Origin of the sequence: Streptomyces sp. NBC_01454, from assembly GCF_036227565.1 — a bacterium.
In the GTDB taxonomy this organism is placed as follows: Bacteria; Actinomycetota; Actinomycetes; order Streptomycetales; family Streptomycetaceae; genus Streptomyces.
Genome location: NZ_CP109460.1, coordinates 7,266,264 through 7,279,392, shown reverse-complemented (window position 1 = coordinate 7,279,392; position 13,129 = coordinate 7,266,264). Strand labels below are relative to the sequence as shown.

The 13,129-nt window shown below is 69.5% G+C and carries 11 protein-coding genes and 1 riboswitch; of the genes, 1 reads left to right on the top strand and 10 read right to left on the bottom strand.

The genetic code is table 11. The features are described from left to right. Nucleotide 1: 1 nt before the first annotated feature. Nucleotides 2-2,887 (bottom strand): aminomethyl-transferring glycine dehydrogenase, encoded by a 2,886-nt coding sequence (gene gcvP / locus OIU81_RS32235; RefSeq protein WP_329153486.1) that lies wholly within the window; start codon nucleotides 2,885-2,887, stop codon nucleotides 2-4. A 189-nt stretch (nucleotides 2,888-3,076) separates the two neighbouring features. Next, nucleotides 3,077-3,173, bottom strand: a riboswitch (glycine riboswitch). A gap of 114 nt (nucleotides 3,174-3,287) precedes the next feature. Here gcvP and OIU81_RS32230 point away from each other — a divergent pair. Beyond that, the gene (locus OIU81_RS32230; RefSeq protein WP_173909917.1) at nucleotides 3,288-3,674 is read left to right on the top strand and encodes a PRC-barrel domain-containing protein; all 387 of its coding nucleotides are present in this window, start codon (nucleotides 3,288-3,290) and stop codon (nucleotides 3,672-3,674) included. On the opposite strand, the gene OIU81_RS32225 is transcribed toward OIU81_RS32230, so the two are convergent. The 9 genes from OIU81_RS32225 to OIU81_RS32185 all read right to left on the bottom strand — a co-directional run bounded on the left by OIU81_RS32225 (nucleotide 3,581) and on the right by OIU81_RS32185 (nucleotide 13,013). Then, nucleotides 3,581-5,041, bottom strand: coding sequence for a DNA polymerase IV (locus OIU81_RS32225; protein WP_329153484.1), 1,461 nt, complete (start codon nucleotides 5,039-5,041; stop codon nucleotides 3,581-3,583). The two genes, OIU81_RS32230 and OIU81_RS32225, sit on opposite strands and share 94 nt — an antisense overlap. Before the next feature lie 66 nt (nucleotides 5,042-5,107). Continuing rightward, nucleotides 5,108-5,713 (bottom strand): MerR family transcriptional regulator, encoded by a 606-nt coding sequence (locus OIU81_RS32220; RefSeq protein WP_329153483.1) that lies wholly within the window; start codon nucleotides 5,711-5,713, stop codon nucleotides 5,108-5,110. Between the two features lie 187 nt (nucleotides 5,714-5,900). Beyond that, complete coding sequence (locus tag OIU81_RS32215; protein ID WP_006606439.1) at nucleotides 5,901-6,374, bottom strand: bifunctional nuclease family protein; 474 nt, start codon at nucleotides 6,372-6,374, stop codon at nucleotides 5,901-5,903. Between the two features lie 56 nt (nucleotides 6,375-6,430). Beyond that, complete coding sequence (ftsR, locus tag OIU81_RS32210) at nucleotides 6,431-7,177, bottom strand: transcriptional regulator FtsR (protein ID WP_329153481.1); 747 nt, start codon at nucleotides 7,175-7,177, stop codon at nucleotides 6,431-6,433. A gap of 17 nt (nucleotides 7,178-7,194) precedes the next feature. Beyond that, complete coding sequence (locus tag OIU81_RS32205) at nucleotides 7,195-8,043, bottom strand: FHA domain-containing protein (protein WP_329153479.1); 849 nt, start codon at nucleotides 8,041-8,043, stop codon at nucleotides 7,195-7,197. A 118-nt stretch (nucleotides 8,044-8,161) separates the two neighbouring features. After that, complete coding sequence (locus OIU81_RS32200; RefSeq protein ID WP_329153477.1) at nucleotides 8,162-9,175, bottom strand: DUF881 domain-containing protein; 1,014 nt, start codon at nucleotides 9,173-9,175, stop codon at nucleotides 8,162-8,164. Nucleotides 9,176-9,180: 5 nt separating this feature from the next. Next, a complete protein-coding gene (locus tag OIU81_RS32195) occupies nucleotides 9,181-9,513 on the bottom strand; it encodes a small basic family protein (RefSeq protein WP_003984969.1) in 333 nt (110 codons plus the stop codon). Continuing rightward, nucleotides 9,510-10,442, bottom strand: a complete 933-nt coding sequence (locus OIU81_RS32190) for a DUF881 domain-containing protein (RefSeq protein WP_329155514.1) — start codon at nucleotides 10,440-10,442, stop codon at nucleotides 9,510-9,512. The genes OIU81_RS32195 and OIU81_RS32190 overlap by 4 nt, the downstream gene beginning before the upstream one ends. Before the next feature lie 75 nt (nucleotides 10,443-10,517). After that, nucleotides 10,518-13,013: a mannose-1-phosphate guanyltransferase gene (locus OIU81_RS32185; RefSeq protein WP_329153476.1), complete on the bottom strand. Its 2,496-nt coding sequence runs from the start codon at nucleotides 13,011-13,013 to the stop codon at nucleotides 10,518-10,520. Nucleotides 13,014-13,129: the final 116 nt, after the last annotated feature.

The window sequence follows — 13,129 nt, the reverse complement described above, 5'->3', positions numbered from 1 at the left end:
ATCAGCTGTCGTACTCGTCCAGCGGCGGGCAGGAGCAGACGAGGTTACGGTCACCGAAGGCGCCGTCGATGCGGCGCACCGGCGGCCAGTACTTCTCGGCGGCATCGACGCCGGCCGGGAAGACGGCCTCCTCGCGGGTGTAGGGGTGCGTCCAGTCGCCGCTGAGCGTGGCCGCCGTGTGCGGGGCGTTGCGCAGCGGGTTGTCGCCCTTGTCCCACTCCCCCGAGCCGACCTTCTCGATCTCCGCCCGGATGGCGATCATCGCGTCGCAGAAGCGGTCCAGCTCGTCCAGGTCCTCGCTCTCGGTCGGCTCGATCATCAGCGTGCCGGCCACGGGGAAGGACATCGTCGGCGCGTGGAAGCCGTAGTCGATCAGCCGCTTGGCGACGTCGTCGATGCTCACGCCGGTCGCCTTGGTCAGCGGCCGGACGTCGATGATGCACTCGTGGGCGACCAGGCCACCAGGACCGGTGTAGAGCACCGGGTAGTGCGCCTCCAGCCGCTTGGCGATGTAGTTGGCACTCAGGACCGCGACCTGGGTGGCGCGCTTGAGGCCCTCGCCGCCCATCAGCCGGACGTACGCCCAGGAGATCGGCAGGATGCCGGCCGAGCCCCAGGGAGCCGCGGAGATCGGCCCGACGCCCGTCTCGGGGCCCGCGGCGGGCTGCAGCGGGTGGTTGGGCAGATAGGGCGCAAGGTGGGCACGGACGCCGACCGGGCCGACACCGGGGCCGCCGCCGCCGTGCGGGATGCAGAAGGTCTTGTGCAGGTTGAGGTGCGAGACATCGCCGCCGAACCTGCCGGGCTCGGCGAGCCCGACCAGCGCGTTGAGGTTCGCGCCGTCGACGTAGACCTGGCCGCCGGCGTCGTGCACGGCCGCGCAGATCTGGGTGATGTGCTCCTCGAAGACGCCGTGCGTGGAGGGGTAGGTCACCATCAGGACCGCGAGCTCGTCACGGTGCTTCTCGATCTTGGCGTGCAGATCGTCGGCGTCGACCTCGCCGTCCTCGCCGGTCTTGACGACGACGACCTTCATCCCGGCCATCACGGCGCTGGCGGCGTTGGTGCCGTGCGCCGAGGAGGGGATCAGGCACACCGTGCGCTGCTCGTCACCGTTGGCACGGTGGTAGGCGCGGACGGCCAGCAGACCGGCCAGCTCGCCCTGCGAGCCGGCGTTCGGCTGGAGGGAGACCTTGTCGTAGCCGGTGACGATGGCCAGCCGCTCCTCCAGCTCCTGGATGAGCGTGAGGTAGCCCTCGGCCTGGCCGGCGGGCGCGAACGGGTGGAGCTGGCCGAAGGCGGGCCAGGTGACCGGCTCCATCTCCGTGGTGGCGTTCAGCTTCATCGTGCAGGAGCCGAGCGGGATCATGCCGCGGTCCAGCGCGTAGTCCTTGTCGGCGAGGGTGCGCAGGTAGCGCAGCATCGCGGTCTCGGAGCGGTACTGGTGGAACACCGGGTGGCTGAGGTAGTCGTCGCCGCGCAGCAGCGTCTGCGGCAGCGCCTCGGCGACGGCCGCGTCGAGCTCTTCGATGTCGCCCCGCACACCGAAGGCATCCCAGACCCCGGCCAGCTCGGCGCGTCCGGTGGTCTCGTCGCAGGCGATACCGACCAGGTCGGCGTCGACCTGCCGGAGGTTGATCCCGGCCGCGCGGGCGGCGGCGACGACCTCGGCGGCCCGGCCCGGCACCCGCGCGGTCAGGGTGTCGAAGTAGGCGCCGTGCACGGTCTCCACCCCGCCGGCCCGCAGGCCCTCGGCGAGGATGGTCGCGTAGCGGTGGGTGCGGCGGGCGATGGTCCGCAGGCCCTCGGGGCCGTGGTAGACGGCGTACATCCCGGCCATGACGGCGAGCAGCACCTGCGCGGTGCAGATGTTGCTGGTGGCCTTCTCGCGGCGGATGTGCTGCTCACGGGTCTGCAGCGCGAGGCGGTAGGCCTTGTTGCCGTCGGCGTCGACGGAGACGCCCACCAGGCGGCCGGGCAGGCTGCGGGCGAACTGGTCGCGCACGGCCATGAAGCCGGCGTGCGGGCCGCCGAAGCCCATCGGGACGCCGAAGCGCTGGGTGGTGCCGACGGCGATGTCCGCGCCGAGCTCACCGGGCGAGGTCAGCAGCGTCAGGGCCAGCAGATCGGCGGCCACGGTGACGATCGCGCCCAGCTCGTGGGCCTGCTCGATGACGCCGCGCGGGTCGCGGACCGCGCCGGAGGCACCCGGGTACTGCAGCAGCACACCGAAGACACCGCGCTCGGCGACCTCGGCGGGGATCCCCTCGCTCAGGTCCGCGACCACGACCTCCACGCCGGTCGGCTCGGCGCGGGTCCGGATCACGGCGACGGTCTGCGGCAGACAGTCGGCGTCGATCAGGAAGACGCCCTGCTTGACCTTGCCGACCCGGCGGGACAGCGACATGGCCTCGGCCGCGGCGGTGCCCTCGTCCAGCAGGGAGGCGCCGGAGGTGGGCAGCCCGGTCAGCTCGGCGACCATGGTCTGGAAGTTCAGCAGCGCCTCCAGGCGGCCCTGCGAGATCTCCGGCTGGTAAGGCGTGTACGCGGTGTACCAGGCCGGGTTCTCCATCACGTTCCGCAGGATCACCGGCGGGGTGAAGGTGCCGTAGTAGCCGAGTCCGATCATGGACGACAGCACCTGGTTACGGTCCGCGAGGTCGCGCAGCTCCGCCAGGACCTCGGCCTCGGTACGGGCCTGCGGCAGGCCGAGCGCCTCCGTGCTCTTGATCACGTCGGGTACGGCGGTGGCGGTCAGTTCGTCCAGCGAACCGAAACCGACGTGCGCGAGCATCTTCGCCTGCGCCTCGTGGTCGGGACCGATGTGCCGGCGCGCGAAGGGGGTGCCGCTTTCCAGCTCGGTCAAGGAGATGCGATTGGTGGTCATCTGCGGGGGCCTCCTGGTCGGTGCGACCTACGAGGGGCACCACGAGGCGGGTGCCCGGACGGCCCTCCCCCTCTGTCATCTCAACCTGAGAGCTTCACCGGCCCGCGCGAGGCGGCCCGGCTTTCACCGTCGGTGAGGAGGGGTCCCGGAGCTGTGCCTTCCGAGGCCCGCCCTGCTTTCCAGAGTGACCTCGTCCATGCGGTACGTGTGCCTGAGAGATTCCGGGGAGGATTTGCTCCTTCGGCGCCCTGGTCGCGAACGACAAGGACTCTCCCGCACGGGGTCTACGGCCATTCGCCAGCCTACCAGCGCAGCAGTCGAAGGATCCTTCGAGTGGCCAGGGCATGAAATGTGCCGTTTGGTAGTTGTCACAGGGCAGTTGCGACCAATTGGAGGGGCCGTGCAAACCGATATCGATCCCCGGAGCCTGATCGGCCGCAAAGCGTTCGACCGGAACGGCGCGAAAATAGGCACGATCGACGAGGTCTACCTCGACGACGCGACGGGGGAACCGGAGTGGGCGGCCGTGCGCACCGGACTTTTCAGCCGGGACGCGTTCGTCCCCCTCGAGCCCAGCAAAATGGTCGGTGAGGGCCTGCACATTCCCTACGACCGCAAGCTGATCAAGGACGCGCCGGACTTCGGCGTGGGCCGCCATCTCTCCCCCGAGCAAGAACTCCAGCTCTACCACCACTACCGGCTGGATATCTCCTCCCCGACCGATCCGGTGTCCTCACCCGGATCCGGCGACAGCGACTTCGGCAAGATCGCCGGCTCGGACGACTGAGCATCCGCCGGCCCCCCGCCCACCAGCGGCAGGGGCTCCCCCGGCCGCAGCGCCGGGTCCTCGACAGCAAAGGTCCGCACCCTTCCCGGTGCGGACCACGGCGTTTCGAAGCGGATGGTCACTCTCCCCACTCCGCTCCCCTGCACCCAGCCGGCACCGTACTCCTCGTGCACCACGTCCAGGCCCGGGTGCCAGCGCCGCGGCAACTCCTCCTGGGCCTCCTGCGCCCGCCCGCCGCCATCGGCCGGCTCCGCCGCCCCCGCGGCCTCCTCGGCCTCTCGCGCCTCCCGCTCCGTCGCCAGCTGGGCGAACAGATCCTCCTGTGTGAAGTCGGCCAGCCCGCTGACCCCCACGCCCAGCAGCCGCACCCCGCCCGTGGTGTCCACCATCTCCAGCAGCCGCACGGCGGCCTCCCGTATCACCGCCGGGTCATCGGTGGGCCCGCGGAGCGTCTCGGAGCGGGTCAGCGTCGAGAAGTCGTAGTTCCGCACCTTGATCACTACCGTGCGCCCGGAGCGCCCGGCCGCCCGCAGCCGCTGGACACAGCGGTCGGCCAGCCGCAGCATCTCGCTGCGCACCCGGGTCCGGTCGGTCAGATCGACCTCGAAGGTGTCCTCGACCGAGATCGACTTCGCGTCCCGCTCGGCCACCACCGGGCGGTCGTCCCGGCCCAGCGCCATCGCGTACAGCCCGGCGCCGTGCGCCCGGCCCAGCAGCCGGACCAGCTCGGCCTCGCCGGCCTCCGCGGTCTCCGCGACCGTGTGGATCCCGGCCCGGCGCAGCGTCTCGGCCGTGGCCGGACCCACCCCGGGCAACGTCCGCACCGGCAGCGGATCCAGCAGCTCCCGCTCGGTGCCGGGCTCGATCACCACCAGGCCGTCCGGCTTGGCCGCCTCGGACGCGATCTTCGCCAGCATCTTGGCGCCGGCGAGCCCGACCGAGCCGGTCAGCCCCGTGGTGGACCGGATATCGCGCCGCAGCCGCTCCCCCACGGCCCGTACGGCAGCGGTCCGGGCCGGCACCCCGCCGGCCTCCAGATCGACGAACGCCTCGTCCAGGCTGAGCGGCTCCACCAGCGGCGACAGGGCGTGCAGCAGCTCCATCACCGCCTCACTCACCTGGCGGTACAGCGTGAAGCGAGGGGCCAGATAGGCCGCGTTGGGGCACAGCCGGCGCGCCTGGGCCGTGGGCATCGCCGAGCGGACGCCGAACACCCGGGCTTCGTACGAGGCCGTGGAGACCACTCCGCGCACCCCGATCCCGCCGACGACCACGGGCTTGCCCCGCAGACTCGGCTTGGCCGCCTGTTCGGCGGCCGCGAAGAACGCATCCATGTCCAGATGCAGGATCGTCGGCGCAGGTCTCACATCTCCGATGCTGCCCCATGCCACTGACAATCGGCCCGATGCCGGGCCGCGCACCTTGCCGGGGACTCAGCCGGCCCGGTTGCGCCGTCGCGCCAGCTCGTCGTGCGGGTTCTTCCCGATCAGCGTCTCGCCGGTGTCCACACGCTCCCCATGGAGCTGTGACAGCACGCCCTCCACGTCCCGCCACACCACGCCCACGGCGATCCCGAAAACGCCCTGGCCGCCCTGGAGCAGATCCACGACCTGGTCCGGTGAGGTGCACTCGTAGACGGTCGCCCCGTCACTCATCAGCGTCATCCGCGTCAGATCCGCCAGCCCCCGCGCCCGCAGGTGCTGCACGGCGGTGCGGATGTTCTGCAGCGACACCCCGGTGTCCAGCAGCCGCTTGACGATCTTGAGAACCACGACGTCCCGGAAGCTGTACAGCCGCTGGGTGCCGGAGCCGTACGCCGGCCGGATGCTCGGCTCCACCAGGCCGGTACGCGCCCAGTAGTCGAGCTGCCGATAGGTGATGCCCGCTGCCGCACAGGCGGTCGGGCCGCGATAGCCGATGTTCTGCGCCTCGCAGTCCCCCGACACCGCCGCGGCCGGTGCCGGGGCATGGTTCGCTGCCGCGCCCGAGTGGAGCGGCAACGCCCCTTCCGCCGCCATACCGTCGCCGGTGATTGCCACGCCGCCCTCCGTCCTCCACGTCCCGGACGGGACCTGCCATATCGACGGTATGCAGTCACTCGGGGTGCGTCAACGATCGCCGCGCTCGCCACGCCGAGTGATAATCACCCTACGAGTGGTTTCTCGTGACCCGAAACGGGGAACGGCTCATTGTTTGGCCGAAAACAGATGGTTCGACCGGCCGGAATCACTGGCTGTTGGTACCGAAGTCCTCGGGCGAGATCTGGTCGAGGAACTCGCGGAACTTCTCCACCTCGTCCTCCTGCTCGTCCGGGATGGCGATCCCCGCGTCGTCCAGCACACCGTCGGTACCGAAGATCGGCGTACCGGTGCGCAGCGCCAGCGCTATGGCGTCCGACGGACGCGCGCTGACCTCGACTCCGCTCGCGAAGACGAGTTCTGCATAGAAAACCCCCTCGCGCAGATCCGTGATGCGGACCTGCGTCAGTTCCTGGCCCACCGCTTCGAGCACGTCCTTGAAAAGGTCGTGCGTCAGCGGCCTGGCAGGGACCATGCCCTGCTGGGCAAAGGCGATGGCGGTGGCCTCCCCTGGCCCGATCCAAATGGGCAAGTAACGATCGCCTCCCACCTCCCGCAGGAGCACGATCGGTTGGCTGGAAGGCATTTCCACCCGGACACCCACGACGTCGAGCTCGTTCACACAGCAACCCTAGGACGTGCCCGGCCGGTTTGGGTAGTCGGGCAGTCGTTTGCCCGCTACAGCCGGACCCGCAGAGCGGTCTGCAGAAGGGCCGCGTGCAGCCGTACGGACAGCGTTGCCAGCTCCCTGGCGGTCGCCTCGGCGTGCGCCCTGGTCTGTGGGTTACGGTGCCGCCGAAGGGGTGCAACGACCTGTTCGACCAGGCCCGCCTCGCGCTCGGCGCCCGCCTTCACCGCCCGCAGATGCCGCGGTTCGAGACCGAAGCGGCCCAGGTCGGCGACGAGTTTGGCCACCGTGACGGCCTCGATGTCGTATCCGCCCTCCGCGTGGGAGACGATGAGTCCGTAGGACTCCCAGTCGGCGAGTGTCGCCTCGTCCACCTCCGCGGCGGCCAGCAGCTCGGCCCGGCCGATCCGGGCAGCCGTAGGACGCTCCGCACCCGGCTCGGACACGCCCTCGACCAGGTCCCGGGACGGAGTGGCCGGAGCGGGCAGCTGCACCTGCTCACCGCGCTCCAGGGCGTCCAGGTGCTCGCGGATGACCTTCAGCGGCAGATAGTGGTCCCGCTGCATCCGCAGGACGTTCGCGAGCCGCTCCACGTCCGCGGGCGTGAATTTGCGGTATCCGGAAGGCGTGCGCTTCGGCTCGACCAGCCCCTCGGCCTCCAGGAAGCGAATCTTGGAGATGGTGACCTCGGGAAACTCCTCGCGCAGCCGGGTGAGCACCGTGCCGATGCTCACCGGCTTGCCGTCCGAGGAGGCGGTGCCGGACGGGCCGGCACCGCCTTTCGGTGTATGGCGCATATGCCTTCCCCGGCCGGTCAGATACCGGCGCCTCGCTGGCTCGCGTAGAAGACCAGGCGGAACTTGCCGATCTGGACCTCGTCGCCGTTGGCGAGGACGACGGAATCGATCCGCTCACGGTTGACGTAGGTGCCGTTCAGGCTGCCGACGTCGGCGACCGTGAAGAGACCGTCCGGGCCGCGGCGGAATTCCACGTGGCGACGCGAGACCGTCACGTCGTCGAGGAAGATGTCGCCCTGCGGATGCCGGCCCGCCGTCGTCAGCTCGCCGTCCAGAAGGAAGCGGCTGCCCGAATTCGGACCCCGGCGGACGACCAGCAGCGCCGACCCCAGCGGGAGGGCGTCGACGGCCGCCTGGGCCTCGGGGGACAGCGAGGGCGACAGATTCTGGCCCGTCGCCTCGGAGTCGTAGGCCTCCAGCCCCGAAATGGAGATGGTCGAGGTCGTCTCGGAAGCCCGCTCGGGCTGGGCGCCCGGTCGCAGCGGCGCACCGCAGTTGGAGCAGAACCGGCTCGCCTCGGCGTTCCGGCTGCCGCACCTCGTACAAACCGGCAAGGCTGACCCTCCACCCGTGCGTGCGGCCGATGATTCCTGGGAACCTATGCGGCCGGGCACGGAGGGGTCAACAGAACCCGCGCCGTGCCCCCCGGACGGCCCGCCGACCTCGTCACGGAAGAGCGGACGGTCCTCGGCCGCGCCGCTCTCATCGGGCTGGCGCGGAGCACGGTGCCGCGCGGAGCCGCTGCCGCCCTCCTGGCGTGCGCTCTTGCCGAACAGCTTTCCAAACAACTTCACGGGCGATTCCCCTTGAACGAAACAGACCCGCCCGTGGGGCAGGACGAACCCTCGATGCACACACCGGCCCATCCGGACATCCTGTGAACGTCCGTGGCCTTCAGACAGTTTCCACCACACACCACACGCACGGTGCGTCGACCCCCCGCTACCTCATGCCCTCGCCGGACACTCGACATACCTGTACGCCTCACTGCGACGACGACCGAGCGTAGTCAGGCCGCTTCGCCTCTCGCAAGGCGTCCACAATGATCTTCTTTTCACGGGTCACAGACACCTTGGCCTGCTCCTTTTCCAGAGTCTGGACCACTCCGCCGGGGATGTTCAGCGCCGGTTCCAGATCCTCCGGCTTGCCGATCACCTTGAAGCGGTACGGCTGAGTGACCCGCTTGCCGTCGATCCCCACACCACCACGGACGTCCGACAGCGAAGTGTTCGCGACGACCCGGACATCATTGACCTGGATTGCTTCGGCGCCGGCCGCCCGCAGCTCCTGGATGGTGTCCAGCAGTTTGTCCGCCTCGACGGAATGCGCCGGGTCGTCGATGGTCAGGGTGATGCCGGGCCCTTGCGCCGCGACGGTCCCGGCCAGCACGCCCAGCTGCTGTTCCTTCTCCACGGTCTGCTTACGGGCCTCCTCGGCCTGGTCCGAGCTGTTCGCCAGCTCGGTCTTCTGCCCTTCCAGTCGCCGCTGTTCGTCGGTCAACCGCTGGGAGCGGTTGTCCAGCTCGTCCAGAATGCGCACCAAGTCCTCCTGGCGCGCACCTCGCAGCGCGCTGCTGTCACTCGTGGAACGTACCTGAATCGCCAGGCCGAGGCCGAGAATGAACAGCAGCAGCGCAACGATCAGTTGAGCCCGGGTCAGGCGGGGCGGCCACAGACTCGCGACAAGCCGCTCCCGACCGGATGCCGGGCGTGCCGCGCTCCCGTTCTCCGCAACCGCGTCCGGAGTCGAGGAGTCTGCCCCTTTGTCCTGCTTCTGTCCAGCACTGTCCGGTTCTTGAGGCTCGGGCGTCTCGTCGGCCTCCGCCCGCTCGGCGGCGCCGGGGCTCTCGGGCGGCATCGGCCGCCGGCCGGCCGGGCCGTGGTCCTGGCCCTGTTCCGTCTCCGGCTGCTCCGGCTGCTCGGGCTGCATTCCCGGCTTCTCCGGCTGTTCCGACTGCTCCGGCTGCTTCTCCGGCTGGGGGTTCTCGTCCGGTGTCATCCGTCTCACGCCCTGAAGACGTGCCGGCGGATCGCCGCGGCGTTGGAGAAGATCCGGATGCCCAGCACCACGACGACACCCGTGGAGAGTTGGGCGCCGACGCCCAGCTTGTCGCCGAGGAAGACGATCAGTGCGGCGACGACCACGTTCGACAGGAAGGAGACCACGAAGACCTTGTCGTCGAAGATGCCGTCCAGCATCGCGCGCAGACCGCCGAACACGGCATCCAGCGCCGCGACGACGGCGATCGGCAAGTAGGGTTCGACCACCGTCGGCACCACGGGACGGACGACAAGTCCGACCACGACTCCCACGATGAGGCCCAGTACGGCGATCACGATGTGCCCTTCCCTGTGTCGGCGCCGTCCGCCTTGGCGGCACCGGCCTGCGGCTTTGCGGTACGAACGATCAAGCTGGGCGCGGGCGGCAGCGTGATCTCGCTCTCCGCGGAAATCCTGGTGCGGACGCCGTAGTTCTCCTGCAGCACATGCAGGTACTGGCCGTCGGCGCTGTCCTGGAACGCCGTGCTCAGCCGCTGCCCGTCCCCCACCGCCAGCACCGTGTAAGGCGGCACCAGCGGCTTGTTGTCGACCAGTATGGCGTCTCCTGCGGCTCTGATCGCCGAGAGTGACGTAAGCCGCTGTCCGTTGACGGAGATGGCTTCCGCACCGGACGCCCACAGGCCGTTGACGACGCGTTGCATATCCCGGTCGCGTACCCGCCCGGTGTCCGAGAAACCACTGCTCTCACGCGGTCCGCCGCCGCTGGACTCCGCCCCCTTGGCATCGTCCACGACGAGCTTCACCCCCGGCCCGGTGACCTGCGTCGAACCGGCCAGCAGCCCCAGCAGCTCGGCCTTGCCCCCGCCGTGCTGCTTCAGCGCCTCGCGCTGCATCCGGCTGACGTCGTCGCGCAGCGCGTCGACCCGGTGCTGCTGCTTGTCCGCCTCGCCGGTGCCCGTCTGGATGCGGTGGATGAGCTCTTCGCGCTCCTTGGCGAGCGTCGGTGCCGATATCTGCGCCTGCGCCGCCCCGACCGTCACCACGACCGCGGCGAGCACCAGTCCGGCGGCGAGCCCCAGCTTCGCGCGCAGGGTACGCGGCAGACCGCGCACCCCGGTTTCGGACTTCCGCGCGGCGGCCTCGGCATATCCCTCGTCGAGGCTGTGATCCATCACGTTGGTCAGCAGCGACATGGACGCATCGGGGCGCGCGGCGGACGCTTTCGGGCTGCTCCGATCGGGGCGCTGCTGCGACATGCCGCACATCGTCGCACGTCGGCCCGACAGTCTCCCAATGGCCCCACCGGCGTGCCGGTTCACGGCGCGCCGGTGGGGTCCGGGTCAGCGTCCCGCGCTGTCCACCACTGCGGACCACTCGTCCAGCAGCTGCTGGGCGGAGGCGTCATCGGGCCCCTCCGCCCACAGGTGGGTGACCGCCTCGGCGGGGTCGGGCAGCACCAGCACCCAGCGGCCGTCGCTCTCCACCACACGGACACCGTCGGTGGTGTCGACATCCCGGTCGCCGGCCGCCTCGACGACGTGCCGCATGACCAGACCCTTGACCGCCCACGGGGTGGCGAGGTCGCGGCGCTGGACGTGTGCCCGCGGGATCCGTGCGTCGATCTGGCTGAGCGTGAGCTGCGTGCGGGCCACCAGGCCGATCAGCCGGACGAACGCGGCCGAGCCGTCGAAGACGCTGCTGAACTCGGGGATGATGAAGCCGCCCATGCCGTCCCCGCCGAAGACGGTGCCGTCGGCACGTCCCACACGGGTCAGATCGTCGGGCGAGGTCGTCGTCCACTCCACCTGCGTCCCGTGGTATGCCGCCACCTGCTCGGCGATCCGGGTCGTGGTCACCGGCAGCGCCACCCGGCCGGTGCGCCGTTCCGCCGCGACCAGATCCAGCATGACCAGCAGTGCCCGGCCGTCCTCGATGATCCGGCCGCGCTCGTCCACCAGGGACAGCCGCTCGCCCACGGGGTCGAAGCGCACACCGAAGTCGGCCCGCGCCGAGGCCACGATCTCGCCGAGCCGGACGAGCCCGGCCCGCCGGGCGTCGGCGGTCTCGGTCGGCCGGGATTCGTCGAGCCCGGGGTTGATCGTCAGCGCGTCGACGCCGAGCCGTCCCAGCAGACTGGGCAGGACCAGTCCGGCGCTGCCGTTCGAGGCGTCCACGACGACCTTCAGTCCGGAGTCGCTGACGCCTGTGGTGTCCACGGCCCGCAGCAGGGACCCCGTATAGGAGTCGAAGACGCTGGCGGGAAAGATCAGATCACCGATCTCGCCGGGGAAGGCGCGGCGGTACTCCTGCCGGGCGAAGACGCGGTCGAGCTTGCGCTGTCCGGCCTGTGAGAGGTCCGCGCCGCGCTCGTCGAAGAACATGATGTCCACGGAGTCCGGCACGCCGGGCGTCGTACGGACCATGATGCCGCCGGCACTGCCGCGGGCGGTCTGCTGGCGGGCGACCGGCAGCGGGACGTTCTCCAGGTCGCGTACGTCGATGGCGCTGGCCTGCAGCGCGGAGATCACGGCACGCTTGAGCGCCCGGGCACCCCGGGAGTGGTCCCGCGCGGTGGTGACCGTGGAGCCCTTCTTGAGCGTGGTGGCATACGCGCCCGCGAGCCGCACGGCGAGCTCCGGCGTGATCTCGACGTTGAGGATCCCGGACACGCCCCGGGCGCCGAAGAGATGCGCCTGACCGCGGGACTCCCAGATCACCGAGGTGTTGACGAACGCACCGGCCTCGATGGTCTTGAACGGGTAGACCCGCACATTCCCCTGCACGATCGATTCTTCGCCGATCAGGCACTCGTCGCCGATGACGGCGCCGTCCTCGATCCGGGCGGCCCGCATGATGTCGGTGTTCTTGCCGACCACACAGCCGCGCAGATTGCTCTGCTGACCGATGTAGACGTTGTCGTGCACGACGGCCCGGTGCAGGAACGCACCGCTTTTCACCACGACGTTGGAGCCGACGACAGTGTGCTCACGTAGCTCCACATCCGCCTCGATCTTGGCGTAGTCGCCGATGTACAGCGGACCGCGCAGCACCGCGTCGGGGTGTACTTCGGCGCCCTCGGCGACCCACACGCCCGGTGAGATCTCGAAGCCGTCGATTTCGACATCGACCTTACCTTCGAGCACATCGGCCTGGGCCTTCACATAGCTCTCGTGGGTGCCGACGTCCTCCCAGTAGCCCTCGGCGATATAGCCATAGATCGGCTTGCCTTCCTTCATCAGCTGCGGAAAGACATCGCCGGACCAGTCGACCGACACATCGGGCTCGAAGTAGTCGAAGACCTCCGGCTCCATGACGTAGATGCCGGTGTTGACGGTGTCCGAGAAGACCTGGCCCCAGGTGGGCTTCTCCAGGAAACGTTCGACCTTGCCGGCCTCGTCGACGATGGTGATGCCGAACTCGAGCGGATTGGGGACCCGGGTGAGACAGACGGTGACGAGGGCGCCCTTTTCCTTATGGAACCGGATCAGATCGGTGAGATCGAAGTCGGTGAGGGCGTCACCGGAGATGACGAGGAAGGCATCGTCCTTGAGCGCTTCCTCGGCGTTCTTCACACTTCCCGCGGTACCGAGCGGCTTTTCCTCATTGGCATAGGTGAGCTCCATTCCGAGCTCTTCCCCGTCGCCGAAGTAATTCTTGACGAGCGAGGCAAGGAATTGCACGGTCACGACGGTCTCATTGAGACCATGCCGTTTCAGCAGCCGGAGTACATGCTCCATGATCGGCCTGTTCGCGACCGGGAGCAGCGGCTTGGGCATGCTGGACGTCATGGGGCGAAGGCGTGTTCCTTCGCCGCCGGCCATCACAACGGCCTTCATGTCGGAAGCGTCCTCCTCTAAGAGACGACGGTCTTGCCGACTTCACTTGTCCAGAGCGCCCACCGCTCCTGCTTTCACGTACGGGCGCCGGCCCTTGGCACAAGCTGCCGTTTCGG